Below are 22,985 nucleotides of genomic sequence, written 5' to 3' on the forward strand. Positions count from 1 at the left end.
CCTGTCAAGCCCCGTAAAACCTGGTGTTTACGGGGCTTTTGCTTCCGTAACGGTTCGGAATGGTTCGCACAAAGCCGGGAGGATTTGATGGTATCTCCCGGTCCTGTTTCACAGAGACCACCAACCAGTCATCACGCGGCAGGGCTGACGGTACTTCCCGGTCTGGTTACGCAAATACCACCGGAGCCTCTGGAGGCTCAGCGTTGCCGGACTGATGCGGGGGTTCCCTCTTCCCGCTGCTGCCAGACCCGCCGGAAATCCCGTGCCGATGCAAAACCTGCGGTTTCCGACGCTTCGGCAACCGTGGCGCCCCGGGCCAGACAGGCGCGGGCGATTCCGATCTGCAGGCTGTGCCGGTATTCCACCAGGCTGGTCCCGGCATGGATGCGAAAGAGCCGTGCCAGATGCCGCGCACTGACATGCACGCGGTCAGCCAGCTGCTCCAGCGTCCAGCGCTGCGCCGGATTGTCGGCAATCAGGTCTTGTGCCTTGTGCAAGGCCGGGTGCAGGTGATTGCGGTGAGCCATCCATGGAGACTGCTGGGCCATGCTGCCGTCGCGCCGGACATAGACCACCATGCGACGTGCCACCCGGGCCGCCACCACACTGCCGGCCAGCGACTCGATCAGCCACAGGGCCAGATCAATGCCGGCAGTAATGCCCGCCGAGGTGGCCACCCGGCCGTCTTCGACAAAAATGCGGTTTTCTTCGACCCGGGCCAATGGCGCCAGTCGGGCCAGCCGGTCGGTCAGCCGGTGATGGGTGGTGCAGCGATGGCCGTCCAGCAACCCGGCCCTGGCAGCCAGCAATGCGCCAGAACAAATGCAGGTGATCCGGGTATCCGCCCGTGTGACTTGCCGCAGCCAGTCGATTACCTGCAAGGCGGCGGGCGTTGAATAGTCACGATCCTCGTCCATCGTGCCCACCAGTACCAGCATGGCCTGTTCCGGAATCCGCACGGGCAGAGGATCAAGCCGGCTGACCAGTCCCAGTGAGTTGATACAGTCTGCGACCGGCCCGACCGTGTGCAGGGACAAGGCTGCGCCCTCATCAATGGCAATGCGCATGGCCTCGGCCATGCCGGCATGATCCAGCACCAGATAGTTCGGCGTCAGGACAAAGAAAATTCCGGTCATGCTTTTTGCCCGCGCCAGAACAGCCGGCGGATGACCGGACTGCCTGTGGCCAGCCCGGCTACCAGCAAGACACCGCCCAGTACCTGCAAACCGTCCAGTGTTTCTCCCAGAAACAGGCTGGCAGACAGTACGCCAAAAAACGGTACCAGCAGGCTGTACGGTGCGACCACATTCGCCGAGTGCCGGGACAGCAGGCGGCTCCACTGGCTGTAGCCGAACAGGGTGGCCACCAGCGCCAGATAGCCCACTGCGGCAGCACTTTTGAGCGTCAGCACGGCACTCCAGTCCGTCGTGGGTTGCTCGAACAAGGCCCACATCAGCAAGAACGGCACGATGGGTACCAGACTGGAATACACCACCAGTGCCAGCATGTCCGGCGAGCCCCCACGCCGCACGATCCGGCGCACGACCAGGTTGGAGACGGCCCAGCACAGTGCTGCGGCCACGGTCAGGGCGAAACCGGTGGCCGGCAGACTGTTGCCGCTGCTCAGCCCGATCAGGAACAGTCCGGCACTGCCCGTCGCCAGCCCGGCCAGCTGCGCACGGCCAAACCGCTCGCCCAGCCAGGCAAAACCCAGCAACAGGGTAAAAAAGGCCTGGCTCTGCAACACGATGGACGCCAGAGACGCCGGCATGCCGGCCTTGATGGCAGAAAACAGGAAGGCGAACTGGCCGAATCCGACAGTCAGGCCGTAGACCGCCAGATCCCGCCAGACGATCTGCGGGCGATGGACCAGCCACAGGCCGACGGCCGCTGCCACGGCAAACCGCAGTGCACCGAGCAGAAACGGTGGCACACCGGCCACCCTCCATTTGATCACGACAAAGTTGAAGCCCCATACCGCCACAATGACCAGGGCCACCAGACGGTCAGCCAGCGGCATGGCCGGCCTCCTGGGGGGGGGGGAGGGTGGCAGCCAGTGCAGCCAGACTGCTTTCGACCGAGTGCAAGGTGACAAACCGTTCGGCCAGTACCAGCTCGGTTCTTTCGCGCAGGTCAGCCGCCGAGTAATGGCGCCCGGAATGAGGATGGGTCATGGCAAAGGTCAGCATGGCTTCACTGACAAAATCCACTTGGTAGCCAAGGTCGGCAGCCACCCGGGCCGTTGTTTCGCAACATTGCTCCGTGCGGATGCCCGCCAGCACCAGCTGCTGGATGCCGCGCGCCTCCAGCCACGGGCGCAGGCCGCTTTCAGTCAGGGCATTGTGGACGTGTTTGGTAAAGGTTGCATCGGCATCAGCAGGCACCCAGTCCATCAGCCGCACCAGGCCGGAATCCGCCGCAAACGGCCCGGTCTTGCCTTCATGCAGGATATGCACGACCGGCACACCCAGTTGCCGGCAACCAGCAATCAGCGCCAGCAGGTGTTCGCGGAATGCCGGCAAGTTCTGCTCACTCCAGAACGGACGAAACCGGAAGGACTGCTGTACGTCAATCACGATCAGGGCGGCAGACATGGCAGGAACCTCATGTGTGGATGGATGCAGCCATTATGACGCAAGGCTGATCCTGCCAGCAGGACGGTCCAGGACAGGATGGGGGACAGATCAGGACAAGTTGGCTTTCAGGAGGTCTGCGACATCACTTGCTGCCGGAAAAATCACCGCACCTGTTGGCGCAGGGCCGCGAGGCCAGCAAGGACCGGGATGACGGGCTTGCCGTAATGATGAACCGCAAGACCATGATTCCGTGAATTTTTACTGATACCGATTCATGAACCAGCAAATAAAAACCGGCCACTTTTACATGGCCGGCCTGCTTTTTTGTTGGCAATCAGACTTTGAACTTGTCGAAATTGCGCTTTATCTGGTCGCAAGCCTGATAGCTGGCAGAAAGCTTTACATTGATCTCCTGGATGGAGAAGTCATTCTGCTCGATTTGCCGGTTTATTTCTTCTGTGCTTTGGGCAATCAGCAATCCTGCATCCTTTTGCTCGTTGGTAGACAAGGAAACCTCGGTCATCTTTCTGACCAGCTCATTCATGGTTGAATGAATGAAATCAATGTTTTCCTTGATCTTTCCGGTTCTGTCACGACCATCATCAACCGCCACAATGGTTTTTTCCATGTCACGAGAAGCCTTTGTCGTACCCTCCCTGACCGACTGGATGGTTTCGTTGATTTCCACCGTGGCATTGACGGTTCTTTCCGCCAGTTTTCTGACCTCGTCTGCAACAACGGCAAAGCCACGACCATGCTCACCAGCCCGGGCAGCTTCGATCGAGGCATTCAAGGCCAGCAGATTGGTCTGGTCAGCAATTTCGCCAATAATGCCGGTAATCTTGGAAATGTCGCTGGACTGGCTTTCCAGTTTGTTGACTATTTCCCCCAGGTCCTGAATGACACTGGAAATGTTGTCGATGCTTGACTGCAACATGTTGACATCGTTGAGGGAACGGTCAAGGCAACTGCTGGTTTCGTGAACCTTGTCATCGGTCTCATGCGCCCCATCGGAGATGGAGGAAATGCTGACGGATATCTGCTCCAGCGTCGCAGCATTGGAGGCCGAGGCGTCTTTTATCTGTGTGGAGCCAAGAGATAGTTCGCCGGTTTTTTGAGTTACAACCTGAATGTCCGAGGCCAGTCGGTCAGATTGTTCCTTGAGGTCCTTGACCAGATTCTGGAGTCCGTCAATGAAGTGGTTGAAATAACCTGCCACTTCGGCAATTTCATCCTTTCCATTCAGGACCAGACGATGGGTAAGGTCTGCATCGCCAGAAGCAATGTTTTTCATGGCGTCTCTAAGCATGGAGACACCCACCATGGTTTTTTTCAATACCAGAGTGGTAACCAGTACTGCTATTGCTCCGATGATAAGGACAATGATGGCAATATTGCGTGTTTCTTCATAAAGCGGAGCCAGGATGACATCTTTTGGAGTAAACACACCGACAACCCAATCGGTTCCGGCAATGGGCTCCATGAATATATAACCTGTTTCTCCAGAATCCCGCTGGATTTCCACCAGGTCTTGTTCTTTGGAAATCTGGTCAATTCTTTCTGGTGTCAGGACTGATGATGATTCAGTAATGTTTTTCAGTTTTTTGTTCGGGTGGGCAATAACATCGCCGTTTTTGCGCAGGACGTAGACAATGCCGCCTCCGCGAATGGTGGATTTGCTCAGTCGCTCCAGCATGGTATCTAGGTTGACGTCTGCACCCAGCACAAAGCGCCCTCCTGACAGCTTCAGGCCTTTTGACAGAGTGATGCCTGTTTTTCCTGTACTGGCAATGACATACGGTTCACTGATGTTTACTTCATCATTTTTAAGAGCATTTGCATACCATGGCCGGGAGTTGAAATCAAAATCTGCCGGAGCGACCCATCCGTCTGAAAAGAGGTGTTGCTTGTCAGGGTAGACCAGAAATGCGGCCAAAAAACCGCCAGCCCGAGCCTGGGTTTTCAGCAACTCAAGCGTGGAGCCTGAATCTGCCGGAAGGGATTGAATGGCAGTCAACTGGCTTGATTTTTCAGCCAGAAACAGTTCGATCAGATCCCGTTTTTCCTGGACGGTTGCCTGAAATTCTGATCTGAGGGATTCCAGGATCAGTTTTTTTGTTTCAAGAATGCTAAAGCTGGCAAGCGATACGGACAAAACGATGATGATCGTTATGTTCAACGCCGTTATTTTTGACTTTAGCGAAGAAAAGTTCAGGCTGGATTTCATGGCAGGATTACCGGGAGTGGGGAAGATAAATCGTAACCAACCCGGCTGATAAATCCGCAATCAAGACAGCATGTGAAATGATGCAGATCAAATGACAATGGGTTTTATTGTAAAGAAATTGATCAGGAAAAATCGAATATTCCTGTCGCAAAACTTAACCTGGTCTACTGGTTTTCATACGGCAGCCTGTGTGCCGACAATGACCACCCTGTCTGCCGGCAAGCGGTAAAACACGGCTTGCCCCTGCCCTTGTCTTGCCAGCCAATGGAAAAGTGCTCTTCTCCAGATCGGTACGCCCGCCAGTTTTTCCATTTCTGCCACTCGTCCCAGAAAGAAACTGGCGTCGCCGGCCTCCAGCAAAATTCGCATGTCCTTGTCTTGCATCAGGCTTGCAGGAACGTCCGGCTCTTCCCGGAAGCCGTAGCGCAGGCGGACTCGCCAGAACCGCCCGGCAAGTTGTTCGATGCGGATGTGTTCGTCAGCCGCTACGAAGGGGATGGGCTGGCTTTCCACATGCAGGATGACCAGTGTCTGGTGCAGGCAGTGATAGTGCTTGAGGTTCTGCTGCAATACGGCAGGCAAGGTATCGTAATGACCACTCAGGTAAATGGCGGTGCCCGGCACACGGATCACGTCTGGAGGATCGGCAACAAAGCGTTGCAACGGCAGCGCAGCCGTGCGGCGCTGGTTGGCAATCGAATCCATTCCGCGTTTCCAGCTGGTCATCAGTGCATACAGCAGTGCTGCAACCAGAAGCGGCAACCAGCCGCCGCTGAAAAACTTGCCCAGGTTGGAGCCGAGGAACAGCAACTCGTATGACCACAGCGCCAGCAGTGCCAGCAGCAGCCATGTACGCCGGGCCCCCTGGAACAGCAACAGGACCAGCAGCATCGACATGAGCGTGGTCAGGTTCATGGCACCTGATACGGCAATCCCGTAGGCCGAGGCCAGTGAGCCTGAAGACCGGAATCCCAGAACCAGTGCCATGACGGCAACCATCAGTAACCAGTTGATGCCTGGCAGGTAGATCTGCCCCCGCTCGGTTGCTGACGTGTATTTGAGGACAAACGGCGGCAAATATCCCAGACGGCTTGCCTGGGTCGTCATGGAGAACACGCCGGCGATTGTTGCTTGCGAAGCAATGACAGTTGCCAGTGCCGCCAGAATGACCAATGGCAATTGCAGCATGGCCGGGGCCAGTTCAAAAAACGGGTGGTTGACCGCAGCAGGGGTTCTCAGGACGAATGCGCCCTGGCCGAAATAATTCAGCATCAATGCTGGCCAGACCATGCTGAACCACGCCAGCCGGATGGGACGGCGGCCGAAATGACCCATGTCGGCGTACAGGGCTTCTCCCCCGGTCATGGCAAGAAATACGGCGGACAGCAACACGAAAGCCGATCCGGGTGAATCCAGGGCAAATGCCAGCGCAAACGTGGGGCTCAAGGCCAGCAGGACTACGGGGGTCTGGGCGATGCTCCAGACACCCAGCAAGGCCAGTACCGCAAACCAGACCAGCATGACCGGTCCGAACAGGCGGCCGACCCGGCCTGTGCCAAAGCGCTGGATGGAAAACAGCCCGACCAGGATCAGCAGGGTCAATGGCAGGATGAACGGTGACATGGCCGGGGCCGCCACACTCAGCCCTTCGATGGCAGACAGTACCGAAATGGCGGGTGTGATCATCGCATCGCCGAAAAACAGCGTGGCGCCCAGGATTCCGAGGCCCAGTCCCAGCGCGGCCAGATGGCGGTGCCGGCCTGCCAGTTGCTGGACGCGCGCGGCCAAGGCCAGTGCTCCGCCCTCGCCATTGTTGTCGAAGCGCAGTACCAGCAACATGTACTTGAGCGAGATGATGATCAGCACGGACCAGAACAGCATCGACAGGGCAGCCAGCACGTGCAACTGGTCTGGCACAAAGCCGTTATGCCCGGCAAATGCAGCCTTGAAGGCGTACAGCGGACTGGTGCCGATATCGCCGTACACCACGCCCATCGCAGCCAGGGCCAGTGCCCATGGCCGTTGTGGCTTGCTCTCCTCGTTCATGTGGCTTCCGTAACTTCTTTTGAATGGAGTGCGTCCGTACTGTCCAGGCGTGATGATTGGCTGCCTGCAAAATCTTTTCTGTTCAAGAAGATGATGCCGGTCATGCCAATGGTGTTCGTATTCGTGCCATTTTGGACATGAAGTGCGTCAGGTCTGCCAAGGAGTATAGGCACTCAGAAACAAACTGATTAAGAAGCCTTGTTTATAGTCAACAAACAGAACCCATATCGTTTGTCTGACGGAGGATGGGTCATCACGGTCGTAGCACACCGTTTCAGCAGGGGGAAGGAGTTGAGAGCGATGCCCTGGTTTTGACGGTGCTTGCTGCCTGACAAGGCATGACTTAACACCCGGTTCTTGGCTCGGAGAGTCATTCTTCTCTTCTGCCGGTCGTACCAGAGGTCTTTACGCAGCAACCCGCATTTCCGGGGAGGGCTGGTCCGGTATTGCCGGATTACAGCTCGAACCAAAAAAGCTCCGGCTGCGTGCCAGCACCTTATTGCGTTCGTTATCGACCATGATCATGTGGTAACTGTCGGTGAGCGGCATGAACTCCACCGAGCCACCCAGCCGGTTCATCAGGTAATGCGCCGAGCGAGGACTGGTAATGTCATCTTCATCTGCATGCACGATCAGTGTCGGACAGCAGATTTCAGCCAGTCTTTGCCTGAGATGCCGACGCAAGCGGTCTACTTCGCGAATACAGGCCAGCGGTACATATGCGTAATGGAACCCATCTCCGCGCTCGAAACGCTGCTGGATGATCTTGCGCAAACGAGGGTTCTTGATGCCGAACGGCTCGTTTTCCGGTACGCGCATGCGCCTGGCCAGCCCGGGAATGCGGTAGACGATATGCCGCGCCCAGGTCAGTCGCGGCAGGCTCCAGCCATCCAGAAACATGGGAGGAGCATAGAGGGCCAGGCGGCCATCGTGCTTCTCCAGCCGGGCGACTTCGAGTGCCACCAATCCTCCCAGACACACGCCGGCCAGATGTACTGCGCCATGCCTGGCCTTGAGTTCGCGGTAGCTGAGGCGGATGGCTTCAACCCAGTCCTGCCAGTGAGTCCTGAGCAAATCAGCGGGCAAGCTGCCATGCCCTGGCAGGAGTGGAGAGTGGGTGACAAAACCGGCATTTTCCAGCGTTTTGCCTAGCGCTCCCAAGTCGTACGTCGTCCCGCCCAGTCCATGAACCAGTAAAACAGCCGGCTGCGAAAAAGCCATTATGCATACTCAAGACCAACAACAATGCGATCAGTATGGTTGATCCGGTTTTGTTTACAAGTGACATTTTTTCCGGAGAAAAGACGTGTGCCCGGTGTATTCGATATGTCGCTGAAAAGGCAAGCCATATAGTGTTTCGCCTTCAACAAGTACGCTTCAACATGCAGTCGATTGCCTATAGTGGTGGCACTGTGGTGCCCGGCAAAAGCACGGCAAACCTGTCCATGTTCCTGCCTGTCCAAATCCTTGTACGGCTTTCAAGGCAAAGCGCTCACTGCCATGACTTCTGAGGTTTCTTCTTCTGTCCCTTTGCCACGATTCTGGCGCGGCATTGCCGGAGCCATTGTGGCGACACTGGTGCTGGAACTGCTTTTGCGATTTGCAGCCCCGCTGGTGATCGGGCATGTCGTCCGCCCTGCCCTGCTGGTAAACCGTCTGCTGGGCCTGCCGCCGGCCAGTCTGGCAGGTACCGTGGTGCATCTGGCTCTGGCGCTGGTCGTGCTGCCCCTGGGATTTGTCTGGATCATCGAGCGGCTGGTTCCCGGTTCGCTTCATGCCCGGGCGCTGGTGTATGCCTTGTTGCTGGGAACGCTGATCGGCATGGTGTTGCTGCCATTGGCCGGAGTCCCGGATTTTTTCGGAAGCCAGCGCGGGGGGGTTTTTGTTTACCTGGTGCAGATCCTGTATTGCGGTCTCTTTGCCGGCCTGCTGGGAGAACGGCGATAAATCCTGTTGCGGTCTGAATTCCGACTAAATTACTCGGAATTGGCATGCCCGTTGAGATTCGATAAACTTGCGCCTTGCCGGGCTGCTGAAATATCGAGGCAATGCGAGTCTTGCAGTCCTTATGCAATCACCATACGAGAGGAATCCTTACATGGAACACAAACTGCCCGAACTGCCGTACGCCCTTGATGCACTGGTTCCGTTCATGTCGCGTGAAACGCTGGAATACCACTACGGCAAGCATCACCAGACCTATATCACCAACCTCAACAACCTGATCAAGGGCACCGAATTCGAAAACGCCCCGCTTGAAACCATCGTCAAGCAGTCCAGCGGCGGTGTGTTCAACAACGCAGCCCAGACCTGGAACCACACCTTCTTCTGGTTCGGGTTTGCACCGAATGCCAGTGGCGAAGCGCGTTTGCCGTCGGGCGCCCTGGCCAGTGCCATCGATGCCAAGTGGGGCAGCCTTGAAGAGTTCAAGAAAGCCTTCAACGCCGTTGCTGCCGGCACTTTCGGCTCTGGCTGGGCCTGGCTGGTAAAGAAGGCCGACGGCTCGCTGGATCTGGTTTCCACCAGCAATGCAGCTACGCCGCTGACAACCGATGCAACGCCGTTGCTGACCTGTGACGTGTGGGAACACGCCTATTACATCGACTATCGCAACAGCCGCCCGAACTATCTGGAAAACTTCTGGAAGCTTGTCGACTGGAACGTGGTTGCCGAGCGTTTTGCTGCCTGATCCAGACCGGACCAAAAATCAACAAGGAGGCTTTGGCCTCCTTTTTTCTTGTTGATTTTGTGGGAATAATGCAATTAAACAGCTTCAAGATTGTCTCATGACGATTGGCTTGATTATCGTCAAGCCAATCGCCATCAATCGAAATGACAATGCCTTTACGGATTCTTGACTATTGCTAAGGAGCACGTAGATGGAACTCTGGAAAGAATTGCTCAGTTCGGAAGTCGGCATCATGAGCCTGATCGTGATCGCAATTGCATTTATCGTCCCGATCTACTGTGTCCGTTACTTCATGCGCAAATCACATGAAGATCCGTGTCAGACCGCCAAACACTGAAACACTGGCGTAAGCATGAAAAAACCCGCAGCCTGAGCTGCGGGTTTTGCTTTTCAGCGGTTTGTCATTGCTTGACCAGATCAAGCGGAACCGGCAGGGATTTGTCCACCGGTTGACCGTCGATGATCTTTTTGGCGGCATCCACTGCCGTCTTGCCGATCAGTTTCGGCTTTTGTGCCACTGTGGCGCTCATCTTGCCGGCCTTGACCGCATTGACCGCATCATCCGTCGCATCAAAGCCCACCACCGTCACGTCCTTCATGCCGGCCGCTTCCAGAGCCTGAACAGCACCCAGCGCCATTTCGTCATTGTGGGCAAACACACCCTTGACGTTCTTGTTGGCTTGCAGGATGTTTTCCATCACCGACAGTCCCTTGGCACGGTCGAAGTCCGCCGGCTGGCGACCCACAACCTTCACGTCCTTGGCCTGGTCGATCACGTCATGGAAGCCCTGGCCACGCTCGCGTGCTGCACTGGCCCCCGGAATGCCTTCCAGCTCCACCACATCACCCTGGTTGCCAATCTTTTCCAGCAGGTATTCCGCAGCCATCTTGCCGCCCGCGACGTTATCGCTGGCCACATGGCTGGCTACCTCGCCACCGTTGACCGAGCGGTCAAGCGTCACCACCGGGATTCCGGCTGTGTTGGCCGCCTTCACTGCACCCACCACGGCATCAGAATCGGTCGGGTTGACCAGGATGACTTTCACCTTTTTCTGGATCAGGTCTTCGATGCTGGCAATCTGCTTGGCCGGATCGTCCTGGGCATCCACCGTAATCAGGGTCAGCCCCTGCTTCTGGGCTTCTTCCTCTGCACCCTTCTTGAGCGTGACAAAGAACGGGTTGGACTGCGTGGAAACGGCCAGACCAATGGCCGGCTTGCCGCCATCCGTTCCGGCGTCCGGTGCCTGGGCGGTTTCCGGACCCTGCTTGGAGCAGGCCGCCACCGCGAATACCAACGCGCCGGCCATCAGGGATTTCATCAGTTTGCTCATTGCTTCTTCCTAGGCATGTGCAGGAGTAAAACCACCGGCAGGAGCGGGATCAAGCCTGCCGGCAGGTGAAAAAAACGCGCGCTTACTTGTGGCGGCGGTCCAGCAGGACTGCCAGCAGGATGACTGCGCCCTTGATGACCTGCTGGTAGAACGACGACACACCCAGCAGGTTCAGGCCGTTGTTGAGCACCCCGATCAGCAAGGCGCCGATCAGCGTGCCGACAATCCAGCCGCGGCCGCCGGCGAGCGAAGTTCCGCCGAGTACGACGGCAGCGATGGCATCCAGCTCGTAGCCTGAACCGGCATTGGGCTGGGCCGAATTCAGGCGGGAGGTCAGGATCACCCCGGCCATGGCCGACAGGGCACCCGACAGGGCATAGACTGCGGGCTTGATCTGGCTGACGCGCACGCCGGAGATCAGGCTGGCTTCTTCATTGCCGCCAATGGCGTACACATGGCGCCCGAACGTGGTCTTGCGCAGCACGAACCACAGCACGGCAAACGCCACCAGCATCCATATCACCGGCACCGGGACCAGCGAGGCCACGTATCCCCCGCCGAGCATGGAGAAAAAGTCACTGTGCAAGCCGGTGACCGGACGGCCATCGGTCACGACCAGTGCCAGTCCGCGGAAAATGGTCATGGTCGCCAGCGTGGCAATGAACGGAGCGACCCGCCCCTGGTAGATCACCACGCCGTTGATCAGCCCCATCACGCCACCGACACCGATGCCCAGCAGGGTGGCCAGCACCGGATCCATGCCGGCGGTGATCCAGCCGGCAATCAGCACGCTGGAAAGCGCCAGGATGGAGCCGACCGACAGGTCAATGCCCCCGGTCAGGATCACGAAGGTCATGCCAAAGGCGATCAGGGCGTTGATCGAAACCTGGCGCATGACGTTCAGGATGTTGTTGAGCGTCAGGAAGTCCGGAGACAGGAAAGTCAGCACAATGCTGATCAGGACCAGCGCAATCAGCGGCGCCAGTTTTTGCAATACGTTCTTGTTGTGTTCGGTGAGCACTTAGCATCCTCCGGTGGCGGCGTGCATGATGGATTCCTGGGTTGCGGTGGCTGCATCCACTTCAGCCGCAATCCGGCCCTCATGCATGACGAGGATGCGGTCGGACATCGACAGCACCTCCGGCAGTTCCGAGGAAATCATGATGACGGCCACGCCGTCACAGGCGAGTTGGTTGATGATGTGATAGATCTCGGCCTTGCCGCCGATGTCGACGCCGCGGGTCGGCTCGTCCAGGATCAGCACGCGCGGCTTGATGGCCAGCCATTTGGCCAGCACCACTTTTTGCTGGTTGCCGCCGGACAGCGACTTGACTTCAAGGTCGCAGTCGCGGGTACGGATTTTCAGGCGGCCGATCATACCGTCGACAAACCCGCGCTCGCGGCCGGAAACGATCACGCCGGCACGCGAAAAGCCCTGCAAATGGGTCAGGGTCATGTTTTCCCGTACCGACAGCCCCAGCACCAGACCTTCATGCTTGCGGTCTTCGGTGACGAAGCCAATGCCGGCGCTGATGGCGTCGGCAGGTTTGCTGATGGTCAGCGGCTTGCCGTTCAGGAACACCCGGCCACTGGCTTTTTTCTCGAGTCCGAACAGGGTCTTGACGATTTCCGTCCGTCCCGAGCCCATCAGGCCGGCAATGCCCAGCACTTCTCCGGCTCGCACGCTGAAGCCGATGTCCTTGATGACGGCACGGCTGTCGGCCAGGTTTTCCACCCGCAGGCGTTCCTCGCCCGGCCGGGTCGTCCGCTTGGGAAAGCGCTCGCCGATTTCACGACCGACCATCATCTGGACCACTTCGTCCAGATCGGTTTCGGCAATCCGGGAAGTCCCGACGAAGTTGCCGTCACGCAGCACGGAAATCTGGTCGCACAGGGCAAAGATTTCTTCCATGCGGTGCGAGACATACACGATGCCGACTCCGGCGGCCCGCAGTTCGCGTATCAGCCGGAACAGGGCTTCGATTTCACGCTCGGTGAGGGCGGCTGTCGGCTCGTCCATGATCAGCACCCGGGCATCCAGTGACAGTGCGCGGGCGATTTCCACCATTTGCTGCTGCCCGATCGACAGGCTGCCGGCTTCACAGTCCGGGTCGATGTCCAGCACGTTCAGGCGTGCGAGGTATTCCCGGGTCCACCGGCGCATTTCGCGGTGGCGCAGGATGCCGGTGCGGCCGATGGTCAGCTCGCGCCCGAGGAACATGTTGTCAGCCACACTCAGTTCGGGAATCAGGTTGAGTTCCTGGTGAATGATGGCAATGCCCAGCATTTCTGCATGTTTGGGGCCGCGGATGTCGACACTCCGGCCCTGCACCCGGATCTCTCCGGCATCTGACGGATAAATGCCGGTCAGGACTTTCATCAGGGTGGATTTGCCGGCACCGTTCTCTCCCATCAGGGCGTGGATTTCTCCGGCCTTGAGGCAGAACGACACGTCGCGCAGGACCGATACCGGTCCGAACGACTTGCAGATCCCCTGCATTTCAACAAGCGTGTCCACTCAGGCTCCTCAGAAGATCACGCCGGAGTACAGGATCACGTTTGCATACGGTGATGCTTCGCCGGTCCGGACGACGGCCCGGGCACCGCGGCTGAGCTGTTTGAATTCGGCGTGCGGCACATGCCCGATGGGCTTGCCGTCCAGCATGGATGTGGCGGCATGCTCGATCACCGGGTTGTGCTGGCTGATTTCATTGGCAAAAACCGCCCGCTCGACCTGCATGTCGGCCAGTACCAGCTCCAGTGTGTCCAGAAACGCAGGCAGGCCCGGCTTGAGTGCCAGGTCGATGCGCTCGACACCAGGCGGAATGGGCAGGCCGCAGTCAGCGATCACGATGTAATCGGTATGGCCCAGTTCGGCGATCACCCGCGACAGCGGGGCATTGAGGATTCCGTTTTTTTTCATCATTCAGGCCTGTCGGGCAAGAAAATCGTCCAGCTCGGACAAGGTGGGCATGCCGCCCTGCGCGCCCAGGCGGGTCACGGACAGGGCCGCGGCAGCGCAGGCACGGCGGATGGCTTCTGCCAGCCCCAGATGCCAGAACGTAGCCAGTGCCGCATTGAAGGTATCGCCGGCACCGGTGGTATCCACGACTTCCACGGCAAAGCTCGGCTGGTGATGGAGGGTGCCGCTGCTGCACGAATAAAAAGCACCGTGCGCGCCACGGGTCATGGCCACGCGTCCGGGCAGGAAGTCGAGGAGTTCGGTGTAGTCCGCGCCCTTGCAGCCCAGTGCGGTGGCCAGCTCGAATTCGTTGGGCGTAATCAGGGTCACGAGGTCCAGCAGTTCACCCGGCAGTTTCTGGGCCGGAGCCGGATTGAGGATGAACGGCTTGCCGTGTTTCCTGGCCATGCGCGCGGCCGCCAGCACTGTCGGCATGGGAACCTCGAGCTGCGAGAGCACGACGTCGGCATCACGGATGACCCGTTCGGCTGCTTGGACATGCGCTTCCGACAGGCGATGATTGGCCCCCGGAATGACGACGATGGCATTGTCGCCGCCGGCAACGGTAATGGCTGCAACACCGGTTTCCACTTCTTCGATGACATCCACCCAGGCGGTATCGACGCCTTCGTTCAGCAGCCTGGCTGACAGCTCGCGCCCGAAGGCATCGTTGCCGACACAGCCCAGCATGACGACCGAACTCCCCAGACGGGAGGCCGCTACAGCCTGATTGGCTCCCTTGCCACCGGCAAAGGTCATGAAACCTTCACCCGTCAGGGTTTCGCCGATTTCGGGATAGCGGGAAGTCAGCACCACCAGATCCATGTTGATGCTGCCGACCACAACGATTTTAGGCATGTAGCCCCCACAAAAACCAAGCGGGCGACAAGTGACCTGCCTGCGCCCGCATCGTGACATTCCGAATTTGTTGATAGATCAGTACGCCAGAAAATACGAACGCCGGCTACGCCGGCGCTGTCACTCTGGATGACTGAGCTTGCGTCCTGCAGTGCACAGAACAGGAAACGGTCGGATTTTCGTTACGACACGTCGCAGACTCAAGTGCAAACGTCGCATTTACGAAAGTAGTGTCGCATAAAAATAAGAAAATTAACATATATGAAACCACCATCCCGGTGAGCGATGGCCTCGGGTGGTATAGTCCAGCGCAAGACAGCCGTATACCGGTAATACGTAACAGCCGGCTGTCGGTCACGATTGTTTTCAGGAGAAACTCATGATCCTCAGCATGACCGGATTCGCCGCAGCCATCTGCGACATTCCCGGCGGCCAGCTCACGCTGGAACTTCGCGCCGTCAACCACCGTTTTCTGGACTTGCAGCTGCGCCTGCCGGAAGAGCTTCGCATCCTTGATCCACAACTGCGTGAACAGATTGCGGCCCGCATCGGTCGTGGCAAGGTCGAATGCCGGATCAGCATCAACCAGACCGGTTCTGCTGTCCCCAGCCTTGAGCTCAATGCCGAACTGCTGGAGCGCCTGCTGGCCGTGGTCGGCACACTGAAGGCCCGGGTTCCCGGTACCAAGGACCTGTCGACGGGGGAGCTTTTGCGCTGGCCCGGCATGCTGGTCGGTGACGGCATCAGCCCGGAAGCCATGCAGCAGCGCGTGCTGGATGCCCTGCCGGCCCTGCTGGCCGATTTCAATGCCACCCGTGCCCGTGAAGGCGAAAAACTGGCGCAGGTATTGCTGGACCGCTTGCAGCAGATCGAAGCCATCGTTGCCCGCGTCCGGCCGCACATGCCGGAAGTGCTGGCCGCGTGGCGCGAAAAGCTCGGCAGCCGTCTGCGCGAGGCGCTGGGCAGTGTTGACGAGGACCGGATCAAGCAGGAATTTGCCCTGTTTGCCCAGAAAGTCGATATCGATGAAGAGCTGGAGCGCTTGTCCACTCACGTCAGCGAAGTACGCCGGGTGGTCGAACGCGGGGGCATCGTTGGCAAGCGGCTTGATTTCCTGATGCAGGAGCTGAACCGGGAAGCCAATACCCTGGGGTCGAAATCGGTATCTCCGGCCACGACACAGGCTTCGGTTGAGCTGAAGGTGCTGATCGAACAGATGCGGGAACAGATCCAGAATCTGGAATAACGCTTTGCCGGCATCCGGACAGCAAGGCCCCTCTCCTGCGAGGGGCCTTTTGGTTCGTGTGTTCGTCCGGATTCACTCAGGGGCGACAGCCATGAACCGGATCAAATGAAGGATTCTTCCTGATCAGCCTGAACCTGCATGTCTTCAGTCATTCGGTGCCAGACACCATGGGTTGCCCGTCGGGAAAAGCGGACATGGACCGAAGACCCATTGCCAAATTCACGGGGCAAATCATGTCCGGACGGACACTCCAGAGCACAGTCTCCACAAACAGACGGTTATCGACGGCACTTGTCTGTGGGCTTGCCGGGCAGCAAGTGTTCAATGCACATTCATCACGTATCGCCAAGCAGGTCTCATGTCATTTGCAGGCTGTAAAAAGCGCAAACGAAACCACAAAGCCAATACTGTTGGCACCCTCTGGTGACTGAAGGTCATTCCTTGCTGTAATACTCGCCCAGACCGGCCAGGTTGATTGCAAAGCGCGCAATGCCATAGCAGGTCCATGCAATCCATTTTTCCCACCAGCGTGCCCGGACCACCATCTGGGGCAGGATGCGCAGGCTGTCCTCCCGGAGCCGCTTGAGGATGCTCGACTGCAATTCGCGGGCAAACGGGTAGTGGTCCACCACCACATTGGCCTCGCGAGCCAGGCCAAGGCTGAAAGGGTCGATGTTGCTGGAGCCTACCGTAGCCCAGCGGGTGTCGACTACGGCAACTTTGGCGTGCATGTGTCCGGCCCGGTATTCGTGGATTTCGATGCCGGCCCGCAAGAACTGTCCGTACAGGCTGCGGGTGGCCCACTGCATGACCGGGTGATCCGGTCGTCCTTGCAGCAACAGGCGTACCCGGACACCGCGCTCAACGGCCTGGATCATGGCGCGCCGCAGCCTGATGCCGGGCAGGAAATAGGCATTGGCGATCAGGATTTCATGGCGTGCCAGATGGCACTGACGCAGGTATTCGTTTTCGATGGACAGGCGATGGCGCAGGTTGTCGCGTACCACCAGTCTGGCCGCCATGACGCCGACAGGCCTGGGGTTGCTGCGCGGCCCGGCCAATACCGGCCAGCCGTCGCCGTGCAAGGCAGCCAGTTGTCGCCACAGCTTGCGCATCGTAAGGCTGACCGCATCCACCAGCGGCCCTTCTACCCGGACCGCGTAATCGTAACGCGGAGCATAGCCGGGCAAGGCATTGTCACAATCGTCGTGCAGGTTGATCCCGCCGGCGTAAGCCTGGCGTCCGTCGATGACCGCCAGCTTGCGGTGCAGGCGCCGCAAACGGTTGCGGCGCGGAATGATCCAGTGCCGGGCCAGCCGGAAGAAGCGGAAATCCACTCCGGCTGCCCGCAGGCGCTCGATCCAGTCGGCAGGAAAGTCGCGCGAGCCAAAGCCGTCGACCAGTATCCGCACGCTGACGCCTCGTTCTGCGGCGGCAATCAGGGCCAGAACGATGGGCTCGGTAGAAACGTCGATGCGGAAAATGTAGGTTTCCAGCAGGATTTCCTGGCGGGCGGTCTGGATGTCGGCCAGGAGTGCGGGGAAGAATTCGGCGCCCGTCGTCAGCAAGGTTACGCGGTTGCCGGCGACAAAATGTCTCATGCGTGTTCGGGGATCAGTTCAGCCGACAGCGGCAGGTGGTCAGACAGCGTGGCCCACGGGGCGCCGCGCAATACTTCGGCGCCGACAATCTGCAGGCCGCGCACGTAGATGCGGTCAAGCGTCAGGATCGGCAGACGGGCCGGGAAGCTCTTGCCATGCCGGCCATGAACGGCCTCATGCACTTCCTGCAATCCCAGTTCGTCGGCAAATTCGTGATTGGCCCGTCGCCGCCAGTCGTTGAAGTCTCCGGCGAGGATCAGGCCGTTGCCCCGGGGGACTGCCCGCTCGATATAACGTGACAGTTGCTCCATCTGCTTGCGCCGGTCATGTCCGAACAGGTTGAGGTGAATGCACAGGGCCGTGACTTCGCACGGCCAGCCGGGCAACTTGATGTCGCAGTGCAGGACTCCCCGGCTTTCCAGCCGGTTGACCGACAGGTCGAGATTGCACCACTGGCGGATCGGAAAGCGGGTGAGAATGGCGTTGCCGTGATGGCCGTAACCATAGCCGGCATTGAGTCCGTATACGGCATGGCGGTCCAGCCGGCCGGCAATGTAGTCATGCTGGGGAATATCCAGATAACCGGCCTTGTGGCGTGCGCGCAGGCTATGCCGCCCCTGAACTTCCTGCAAAAAAAGCAGGTCGGCATCCAGCCCTTCCAGTTCATTGGCAATGCCGACCAAGTTTACCTTGCGGTTAAGCGGACTCATGCCTTTGTGGATGTTGAGCGAGGTCACTCGCAGCGGCTTGATCACGGCTTCGGCCCCGGTACTTGACCGGATCATTATGGGGGTGATCTGCCTCCTGTCCAAGCCGGCAGCCCGCACTGGGCTTGCGCTGGCTCAAATCAGGCGTGGGTGGCCTCGCGGGCAGCCTGCCGGCTGCTGTGCTTTTCTTCCACCATGCGGTCAAGCAATGCCAGGACAGATTCGCTGGCCTGTTCGAGTTTCTGCATTCTGGCAACGATCTCGGCCTCGGCCGTATCCGTCTGCCCCACGCCACCGGAAGCCAGATCCAGCGCTTGTGCGGCGTACTGGTGGACCTGCTCGTGCACCGGTGCCAGTTCGCGATAGGTCGGCTGCTTGCCGAAGCTCTCCTGGCCTGGCCCGCGATACCACTGACCCAGTTCACAACCGGTGTCGCACTGCCATTCGACGCTGCTGGAAAGCTGATGGTCGCCCAGGGCATGGTAGGCAGACTGCTTGAAGACGATGTGGTCGACCTTGATCAGTGAAGTCATGGCCTTGTCGCGCACCCGGTCGACACAGGCAATCACTTCGTCCGAAGTGGAGCGGAGCGTTTCAAAATCGTTGCGGAACGTGTCGACCGAACGGCGGACTTCACTGGCTGCCAGGCCGCTGTCGGCAGATTTGTCCACCATTTCGCCGATGCGGCTTGAAAGTGTGCCCAGCACCTGCTGGACCTGGTCGGCCGTGGTCTTGCTGCGTTCAGCCAGTTTGCGCACCTCGTCAGCCACCACGGCAAAACCGCGACCGGCTTCACCGGCCCGGGCCGCCTCGATGGCAGCATTGAGTGCCAGCAGGTTGGTCTGGTCGGCAATCGAGGCGATGTCGTGCAGGGCGGTTTCGATGCCGGTCCAGGCTGAATGCAGGGATTCGGCTGCGCCGTTGACCGAGTCGACGCTGCTGACGATCCTGTCAAGCTGGGTACCGATCTGTGCAGCATTGGCAAGGCTCTGGTGGGCGCTGGCGGCATTGGTTTCGGCAATGCCGGAGACCTGCTCCATGTCGTCGCTGATGTGACGCAGGTCCTGCTGGTTTGACAACAGGTTGCTGCGCAGGTGTTCGGTGTTCAGGCGGTGTAGGTTGGCGCTCAGGCGGTTGTGGCGTACGAAGGCATCGTTTTCACCCATGGCCTTGATGGCCGTGTTCACTGCGCCCATCGAGCGCGCCAGAATGCCGGGCATGCCGACTGCGATGGGACGACGGCTGAAATCGTTGTTGCTGACCCGCTGGAAGCAGGTGTTGATTTCCTTGAAGTAGGTTTCGACAAGGTCAAGAAAATCGTTCAGCTCCCATGCCACCCGCCCTACTTCGCCCAGGTTGGCGGTCTTGGTGGCGCGATGATGGAGTTCTCCGGCACAGGCGCGACCCAGAAGTTCGGTCAGGACGTTGAGAACCTTGAATGCGCGCTGCGAATGCTGCCAGACATACCAGGATGCGAATGCTGACAGGACCAGCAGGGCCAGCATGATCCAGCCCGCCAGGTCGGGGAGCGCAAACTGGAGTCCGGCCATCAGGACAAACAGCAGGTTGAAACCGATCAGTACGAATTTCAGCTGGGTATTCAGGAACGGGGGACGGCGTTGGGAAGTCATGACAACCTACGACAAGGCAAGGGTGGAGGCCGGCTGGCGGCGGTTCAGTTCAATGACGAACTGTTCGTAGCTTTCTGCGCCCTGACGGGACAGTTCGTCTTGAAGCCACTGGCAGCTGCTGTCCGGTGCTTCTGCTTTGCCGTGCCGGGCTTCGACTTCACGCATGCCGGCGTACAGGCGGCTGATCGTTTCCACAGCGGCACGGGGAGCGCTACGCCTTACCGAAAAATAACCTTTCAGCTTGCCATCAGCCCCCATGTCAGGCGTCACATTGGCAAATACCCAGTAGAATCCGCCATCCACCGTATAATTTTTGACGAATCCAAAAAATTCGCGCTGGCTGGCCAGGGTTTTCCACATCAGCCGGAATACTCCGCGAGGCATATCCGGGTGGCGAATAATATTGTGCGGCTTGCCCAATACGGATATTTCGTCAAATCCGGTAATTCGCATGAATGTGCGGTTTGCGTACGTGATTTGTCCACGTCCATCTGTCTTGGTGATGATCAGGTCATCAGCAGGCAGGATAACTTCCTTTTCTGAAGCAGCAGACATATTTCGGCATGCCATATAGAAATAATTGCGAATGTTACTTTAAGACTCGTGCATAGGGCAAAGCATGGACGCTTGCCAAAGCTCTTCAACTGGAGCCGGTTTTTTCCGGATTCGATTCAGCAAACAGCAGCATGGTTTTTCACCCTATGGGCATTGTTGACATGCCGATTGAACTCCGTGCTGATTTTTAAGGAGATTTCATGAACAGATCACATTTCCTGGCCTTGTGCGCCACGGCTTCCCTGGCTGCCTGTGCTTCTGCGCCTTCTTCGGTTGAAGCGCTTCAGGGCAAGTGGGTTGAAAACCGCCCGGCCGGAAATCTTGAGCCAATCGTCCTGCAATTGCAGGACGGGCAGATTTCTGCTTCGGCAGGCTGCAACCAGCTGTTCGGTCCGGCCCGGATCGAAAATGGCCATCTGGTTGTCGAACGTCTGGCCAGTACCATGATGATGTGCGAGCCGCAGCTCATGCAGCGGGAAGACTCCCTCAAGCAGTTGCTGCAATCGCGCCCGGCCATCACGCTGAAGGAAGGAGAATTGCGGCTGAATGAGCAGAGCTTTAGTTCCCGCCCTGTCGTGACGGGAGGCAAGATCATTTTTGTCTACGTTGCAGCCGAACGTCGTGCTTGTTCGGGTGTGGGCAAGATGGATTGCCTGCAGGTGCGTACCGACAAAAACCGTCCCTGGGAGCTGCACTACGGTGAAATCGAGGGGTTCAAGCCAGAACCCGGCATTGCCTATCGCCTGCGCATCCGTGAAGTGCCGGTGGCTCAGCCGGCTGCGGATGCGCCGGACCGCCGCTGGATACTGGACCAGATCATCGAAAGCGAAGTCGTCAATCCGTAACCACGGCATCATGCTGCAAGCCGGATGACGAAGGGCTAGGATTAAAGGCTGTTTCAACCTGATACATGGAGAGAAACATGTTCAAGCTGTCTTCCCTGATGCTGGCTGCAGCGACTTCGCTGCTCGTCACGGCTTGTGCAACCCCGGGTGGCCAAGTGGCTTCGCCTCTGCCTCAAGGCAAATGGAGCGGGCCGGACGGACTGACCCTGATGATCCTGGACGGCCAGCTGTATGCGACCACGCCCTGCGTCAAATTCGGCGGGCCGGTCGGCATGCAGGATGGCCGGCTGGTTACGGGTTCCCTGATGCGCACCGAACTGGGCTGCCAGACGCATGAAGCCGCAGCGGAAAATGCCCTGGTCGGTTTTTTTGAATCCAGCCCGGCCATTCTTCGTTCGGGGCAGAATGCCATGACCCTGTCCAGCGGAACGGCCAGCATGTCTTTTACCCGGGCTCCGATGTAGCTTCTGCCGGTGCAGGGCAGACTCTGCCCTGCACTCTGCTAAGCAGGCTCTAAGCCGGTTTGCGCACAGTCCTCCCTTTTGTGCTGCAACGCAGGTTGCCGCGCGCCTTTCCCCTCTGCATAATCGAGCACATGAAATTTCTTTCCGATCTCCTGCCCGTTCTCCTGTTTTTCGCGGCCTATTCCCTTACCGGCAATATCTATCTTGCCACGGGTGTCGCCATCGTCAGCACGGCAGCACAGGTAGGCATCAGCTGGTTCAAGCACCGCAAGGTCGAGCCCATGCAATGGGTGTCGCTGGCCCTGATCCTGGTGCTCGGTGGACTGACACTTGTGCTGCATGACAAGCGTTTCATCATGTGGAAGCCGACCGTTCTGTACTGGCTGCTGGGTGCCGGCTTCCTGATCAGCGATCTGGCCTTTCGCAAAAATCCGATCAAGGCGATGATGGGCAAGCAGATTGAACTGCCTGAGCGCCTGTGGGCAAAGCTGACTTTTGCGTGGTCCGGCTTTTTTGCATTCATGGGAGCGCTGAACCTGTTTGTCGCATTCAATTTCAGCGAGGCAGTCTGGGTCAACTTCAAGCTCTTTGGCGGCATGGGATTGATGCTGGTCTTTGTGCTGGCCCAGGGCATGGTGCTGTCCCGCTATATCCAGGAAAAAAACTAGATGCTTTATGTCATTTCCGGCGAGGACCAGCCGGATTCGCTCACCAGCCGACTGGCAGCCCGCCCGGAACATCTGGCCCGGCTTTCCGCCCTTCAGGATGCCGGCCGCTTGCTGGTGGCCGGTCCCTGCCCGGCGATTGACAGCCTGGACCCCGGACCAGCCGGTTTTTCCGGCAGCATCATCATTGCCGAGTTCGACAGTCTGGCCGACGCACAGGCATGGGCAGCTGCCGATCCCTATGTGGCAGCTGGTGTATACGCCCGGGTTGACGTTCGTCCGTTCCGCAAAGTATTTCCGGCATGAGCTTTGACCAACTTATCATTGAACGCTTGGCGCCGCTCGCAGCCAGCGAACTGATGCTCAACGACCATTCCGCCCTTCATGCCGACCATGCCGGCAATACCGGCGGAGGTCATTACGAACTGACCATTGTCAGTCCGCATTTCGAGGGATTGCGCCTGATCGAGCGACACCGCCTGGTCAACGCCCTTGTTGCGGACCTCATACCCCAACAGATTCACGCGCTGTCGCTGAAGGCCGTTGCGCCTTCCGAGCGTTAATGCCGTATTTACCGGAGAA

General features: G+C 58.6%; 24 protein-coding genes. 9 read left to right on the forward strand and 15 right to left on the reverse strand.

Features of this window, described 5'->3' with window-relative positions:
* Positions 1-197 precede the first annotated feature (197 nt).
* From G542_RS0104170 to G542_RS0104200, 6 genes are all read right to left on the reverse strand, one after another.
* The gene (locus G542_RS0104170) at positions 198-1,136 is read right to left on the reverse strand and encodes a GlxA family transcriptional regulator (RefSeq protein ID WP_027823458.1); all 939 of its coding nucleotides are present in this window, start codon (positions 1,134-1,136) and stop codon (positions 198-200) included.
* Complete coding sequence (locus tag G542_RS0104175; protein WP_027823459.1) at positions 1,133-2,020, reverse strand: EamA family transporter; 888 nt, start codon at positions 2,018-2,020, stop codon at positions 1,133-1,135. The genes G542_RS0104170 and G542_RS0104175 overlap by 4 nt, the downstream gene beginning before the upstream one ends.
* Positions 2,007-2,594: an isochorismatase family protein gene (locus G542_RS0104180; protein WP_027823460.1), complete on the reverse strand. Its 588-nt coding sequence runs from the start codon at positions 2,592-2,594 to the stop codon at positions 2,007-2,009. The genes G542_RS0104175 and G542_RS0104180 overlap by 14 nt, the downstream gene beginning before the upstream one ends.
* A 316-nt stretch (positions 2,595-2,910) precedes the next feature.
* Positions 2,911-4,803, reverse strand: coding sequence for a methyl-accepting chemotaxis protein (locus G542_RS0104190; RefSeq protein ID WP_027823461.1), 1,893 nt, complete (start codon positions 4,801-4,803; stop codon positions 2,911-2,913).
* Between the two features lie 174 nt (positions 4,804-4,977).
* Complete coding sequence (locus G542_RS0104195; RefSeq protein ID WP_012697191.1) at positions 4,978-6,849, reverse strand: potassium transporter Kup; 1,872 nt, start codon at positions 6,847-6,849, stop codon at positions 4,978-4,980.
* Between the two features lie 405 nt (positions 6,850-7,254).
* A complete protein-coding gene (locus tag G542_RS0104200; RefSeq protein ID WP_027823462.1) occupies positions 7,255-8,070 on the reverse strand; it encodes an alpha/beta hydrolase in 816 nt (271 codons plus the stop codon).
* 279 nt (positions 8,071-8,349) lie between these two features.
* Here G542_RS0104200 and G542_RS0104205 point away from each other — a divergent pair, with 279 nt between their 5' ends.
* The 3 genes from G542_RS0104205 to G542_RS17855 all read left to right on the forward strand — a co-directional run bounded on the left by G542_RS0104205 (position 8,350) and on the right by G542_RS17855 (position 9,875).
* Positions 8,350-8,796, forward strand: a complete 447-nt coding sequence (locus tag G542_RS0104205; protein WP_012697188.1) for a hypothetical protein — start codon at positions 8,350-8,352, stop codon at positions 8,794-8,796.
* A 151-nt stretch (positions 8,797-8,947) separates the two neighbouring features.
* Complete coding sequence (locus G542_RS0104210) at positions 8,948-9,538, forward strand: superoxide dismutase (protein WP_012697187.1); 591 nt, start codon at positions 8,948-8,950, stop codon at positions 9,536-9,538.
* 190 nt (positions 9,539-9,728) lie between these two features.
* Positions 9,729-9,875, forward strand: coding sequence for a DUF3149 domain-containing protein (locus G542_RS17855; protein WP_012697186.1), 147 nt, complete (start codon positions 9,729-9,731; stop codon positions 9,873-9,875).
* A gap of 64 nt (positions 9,876-9,939) precedes the next feature.
* On the opposite strand, the gene rbsB is transcribed toward G542_RS17855, so the two are convergent.
* The 5 genes from rbsB to rbsK form a co-directional block, all read right to left on the reverse strand.
* Entirely contained in the window at positions 9,940-10,869 is a 930-nt protein-coding gene (gene rbsB, locus G542_RS0104220; RefSeq protein ID WP_027823464.1) for a ribose ABC transporter substrate-binding protein RbsB, read from the reverse strand.
* Positions 10,870-10,951: 82 nt separating this feature from the next.
* Positions 10,952-11,890 (reverse strand): ABC transporter permease, encoded by a 939-nt coding sequence (locus G542_RS0104225; protein ID WP_012697184.1) that lies wholly within the window; start codon positions 11,888-11,890, stop codon positions 10,952-10,954.
* Positions 11,891-13,369 (reverse strand): sugar ABC transporter ATP-binding protein, encoded by a 1,479-nt coding sequence (locus G542_RS0104230; protein WP_034984978.1) that lies wholly within the window; start codon positions 13,367-13,369, stop codon positions 11,891-11,893.
* Between the two features lie 27 nt (positions 13,370-13,396).
* A complete protein-coding gene (gene rbsD, locus G542_RS0104235; RefSeq protein ID WP_269472223.1) occupies positions 13,397-13,795 on the reverse strand; it encodes a D-ribose pyranase in 399 nt (132 codons plus the stop codon).
* The gene (rbsK, locus tag G542_RS0104240; RefSeq protein ID WP_012697181.1) at positions 13,796-14,689 is read right to left on the reverse strand and encodes a ribokinase; all 894 of its coding nucleotides are present in this window, start codon (positions 14,687-14,689) and stop codon (positions 13,796-13,798) included.
* Positions 14,690-15,068: 379 nt separating this feature from the next.
* On the opposite strand from rbsK, the gene G542_RS0104245 reads away from it, so the two are divergent.
* Entirely contained in the window at positions 15,069-15,935 is an 867-nt protein-coding gene (locus G542_RS0104245; protein WP_012697180.1) for a YicC/YloC family endoribonuclease, read from the forward strand.
* A gap of 434 nt (positions 15,936-16,369) precedes the next feature.
* Here the strand turns inward: G542_RS0104245 and clsB are convergent, their stop codons facing one another.
* The 4 genes from clsB to G542_RS0104265 form a co-directional block, all read right to left on the reverse strand.
* Positions 16,370-17,536, reverse strand: coding sequence for a cardiolipin synthase ClsB (gene clsB, locus G542_RS0104250; protein WP_012697179.1), 1,167 nt, complete (start codon positions 17,534-17,536; stop codon positions 16,370-16,372).
* Positions 17,533-18,321: an endonuclease/exonuclease/phosphatase family protein gene (locus tag G542_RS0104255; RefSeq protein WP_227459933.1), complete on the reverse strand. Its 789-nt coding sequence runs from the start codon at positions 18,319-18,321 to the stop codon at positions 17,533-17,535. The genes clsB and G542_RS0104255 overlap by 4 nt, the downstream gene beginning before the upstream one ends.
* 62 nt (positions 18,322-18,383) lie before the next feature.
* Positions 18,384-19,874 (reverse strand): methyl-accepting chemotaxis protein, encoded by a 1,491-nt coding sequence (locus G542_RS19435; RefSeq protein ID WP_012697177.1) that lies wholly within the window; start codon positions 19,872-19,874, stop codon positions 18,384-18,386.
* Positions 19,875-19,880: 6 nt separating this feature from the next.
* The gene (locus G542_RS0104265; protein ID WP_012697176.1) at positions 19,881-20,429 is read right to left on the reverse strand and encodes a PAS domain-containing protein; all 549 of its coding nucleotides are present in this window, start codon (positions 20,427-20,429) and stop codon (positions 19,881-19,883) included.
* Positions 20,430-20,629: 200 nt separating this feature from the next.
* On the opposite strand from G542_RS0104265, the gene G542_RS15870 reads away from it, so the two are divergent.
* The 5 genes from G542_RS15870 (at position 20,630) to G542_RS0104290 (ending at position 22,966) form a co-directional block, all read left to right on the forward strand.
* Complete coding sequence (locus G542_RS15870) at positions 20,630-21,274, forward strand: META and DUF4377 domain-containing protein (RefSeq protein ID WP_012697174.1); 645 nt, start codon at positions 20,630-20,632, stop codon at positions 21,272-21,274.
* Positions 21,275-21,351: 77 nt separating this feature from the next.
* Positions 21,352-21,738, forward strand: coding sequence for an META domain-containing protein (locus G542_RS0104275; protein ID WP_012697173.1), 387 nt, complete (start codon positions 21,352-21,354; stop codon positions 21,736-21,738).
* A gap of 131 nt (positions 21,739-21,869) precedes the next feature.
* Positions 21,870-22,406, forward strand: coding sequence for a septation protein A (locus tag G542_RS0104280; protein ID WP_012697172.1), 537 nt, complete (start codon positions 21,870-21,872; stop codon positions 22,404-22,406).
* Entirely contained in the window at positions 22,407-22,709 is a 303-nt protein-coding gene (locus G542_RS0104285) for a YciI family protein (RefSeq protein WP_012697171.1), read from the forward strand.
* Positions 22,706-22,966 carry a BolA family protein gene (locus G542_RS0104290; protein WP_012697170.1) on the forward strand — a complete coding sequence of 87 codons (261 nt, stop codon included), beginning with the start codon at positions 22,706-22,708 and terminating at the stop codon, positions 22,964-22,966. The genes G542_RS0104285 and G542_RS0104290 overlap by 4 nt, the downstream gene beginning before the upstream one ends.
* The last annotated feature ends 19 nt before the right edge of the window (positions 22,967-22,985 follow it).

Source organism: Laribacter hongkongensis DSM 14985, from assembly GCF_000423285.1.
Taxonomy (GTDB): Bacteria; Pseudomonadota; Gammaproteobacteria; order Burkholderiales; family Aquaspirillaceae; genus Laribacter; species Laribacter hongkongensis.

Excerpts from the sequence above, each read along its gene's own strand:
- G542_RS0104200 (WP_027823462.1), bottom strand. The coding sequence starts at position 8,070 with ATGGCTTTTTCGCAGCCGGCTGTTTTACTGGTTCATGGACTGGGCGGG.
- rbsD (WP_269472223.1), bottom strand. The coding sequence starts at position 13,795 with ATGATGAAAAAAAACGGAATCCTCAATGCCCCGCTGTCGCGGGTGATC.
- G542_RS0104275 (WP_012697173.1), top strand. The coding sequence starts at position 21,352 with ATGTTCAAGCTGTCTTCCCTGATGCTGGCTGCAGCGACTTCGCTGCTC.
- G542_RS0104265 (WP_012697176.1), bottom strand. The coding sequence starts at position 20,429 with ATGTCTGCTGCTTCAGAAAAGGAAGTTATCCTGCCTGCTGATGACCTG.
- G542_RS0104255 (WP_227459933.1), bottom strand. The coding sequence starts at position 18,321 with ATGATCCGGTCAAGTACCGGGGCCGAAGCCGTGATCAAGCCGCTGCGA.
- G542_RS0104290 (WP_012697170.1), top strand. The coding sequence starts at position 22,706 with ATGAGCTTTGACCAACTTATCATTGAACGCTTGGCGCCGCTCGCAGCC.
- G542_RS0104210 (WP_012697187.1), top strand. The coding sequence starts at position 8,948 with ATGGAACACAAACTGCCCGAACTGCCGTACGCCCTTGATGCACTGGTT.
- clsB (WP_012697179.1), bottom strand. The coding sequence starts at position 17,536 with ATGAGACATTTTGTCGCCGGCAACCGCGTAACCTTGCTGACGACGGGC.
- rbsK (WP_012697181.1), bottom strand. The coding sequence starts at position 14,689 with ATGCCTAAAATCGTTGTGGTCGGCAGCATCAACATGGATCTGGTGGTG.
- G542_RS0104280 (WP_012697172.1), top strand. The coding sequence starts at position 21,870 with ATGAAATTTCTTTCCGATCTCCTGCCCGTTCTCCTGTTTTTCGCGGCC.
- G542_RS0104180 (WP_027823460.1), bottom strand. The coding sequence starts at position 2,594 with ATGTCTGCCGCCCTGATCGTGATTGACGTACAGCAGTCCTTCCGGTTT.
- G542_RS0104205 (WP_012697188.1), top strand. The coding sequence starts at position 8,350 with ATGACTTCTGAGGTTTCTTCTTCTGTCCCTTTGCCACGATTCTGGCGC.
- G542_RS19435 (WP_012697177.1), bottom strand. The coding sequence starts at position 19,874 with ATGACTTCCCAACGCCGTCCCCCGTTCCTGAATACCCAGCTGAAATTC.
- G542_RS0104170 (WP_027823458.1), bottom strand. The coding sequence starts at position 1,136 with ATGACCGGAATTTTCTTTGTCCTGACGCCGAACTATCTGGTGCTGGAT.
- G542_RS17855 (WP_012697186.1), top strand. The coding sequence starts at position 9,729 with ATGGAACTCTGGAAAGAATTGCTCAGTTCGGAAGTCGGCATCATGAGC.
- G542_RS0104245 (WP_012697180.1), top strand. The coding sequence starts at position 15,069 with ATGATCCTCAGCATGACCGGATTCGCCGCAGCCATCTGCGACATTCCC.
- G542_RS0104195 (WP_012697191.1), bottom strand. The coding sequence starts at position 6,849 with ATGAACGAGGAGAGCAAGCCACAACGGCCATGGGCACTGGCCCTGGCT.
- G542_RS0104230 (WP_034984978.1), bottom strand. The coding sequence starts at position 13,369 with ATGCAGGGGATCTGCAAGTCGTTCGGACCGGTATCGGTCCTGCGCGAC.
- G542_RS15870 (WP_012697174.1), top strand. The coding sequence starts at position 20,630 with ATGAACAGATCACATTTCCTGGCCTTGTGCGCCACGGCTTCCCTGGCT.
- rbsB (WP_027823464.1), bottom strand. The coding sequence starts at position 10,869 with ATGAGCAAACTGATGAAATCCCTGATGGCCGGCGCGTTGGTATTCGCG.
- G542_RS0104175 (WP_027823459.1), bottom strand. The coding sequence starts at position 2,020 with ATGCCGCTGGCTGACCGTCTGGTGGCCCTGGTCATTGTGGCGGTATGG.
- G542_RS0104190 (WP_027823461.1), bottom strand. The coding sequence starts at position 4,803 with ATGAAATCCAGCCTGAACTTTTCTTCGCTAAAGTCAAAAATAACGGCG.
- G542_RS0104285 (WP_012697171.1), top strand. The coding sequence starts at position 22,407 with ATGCTTTATGTCATTTCCGGCGAGGACCAGCCGGATTCGCTCACCAGC.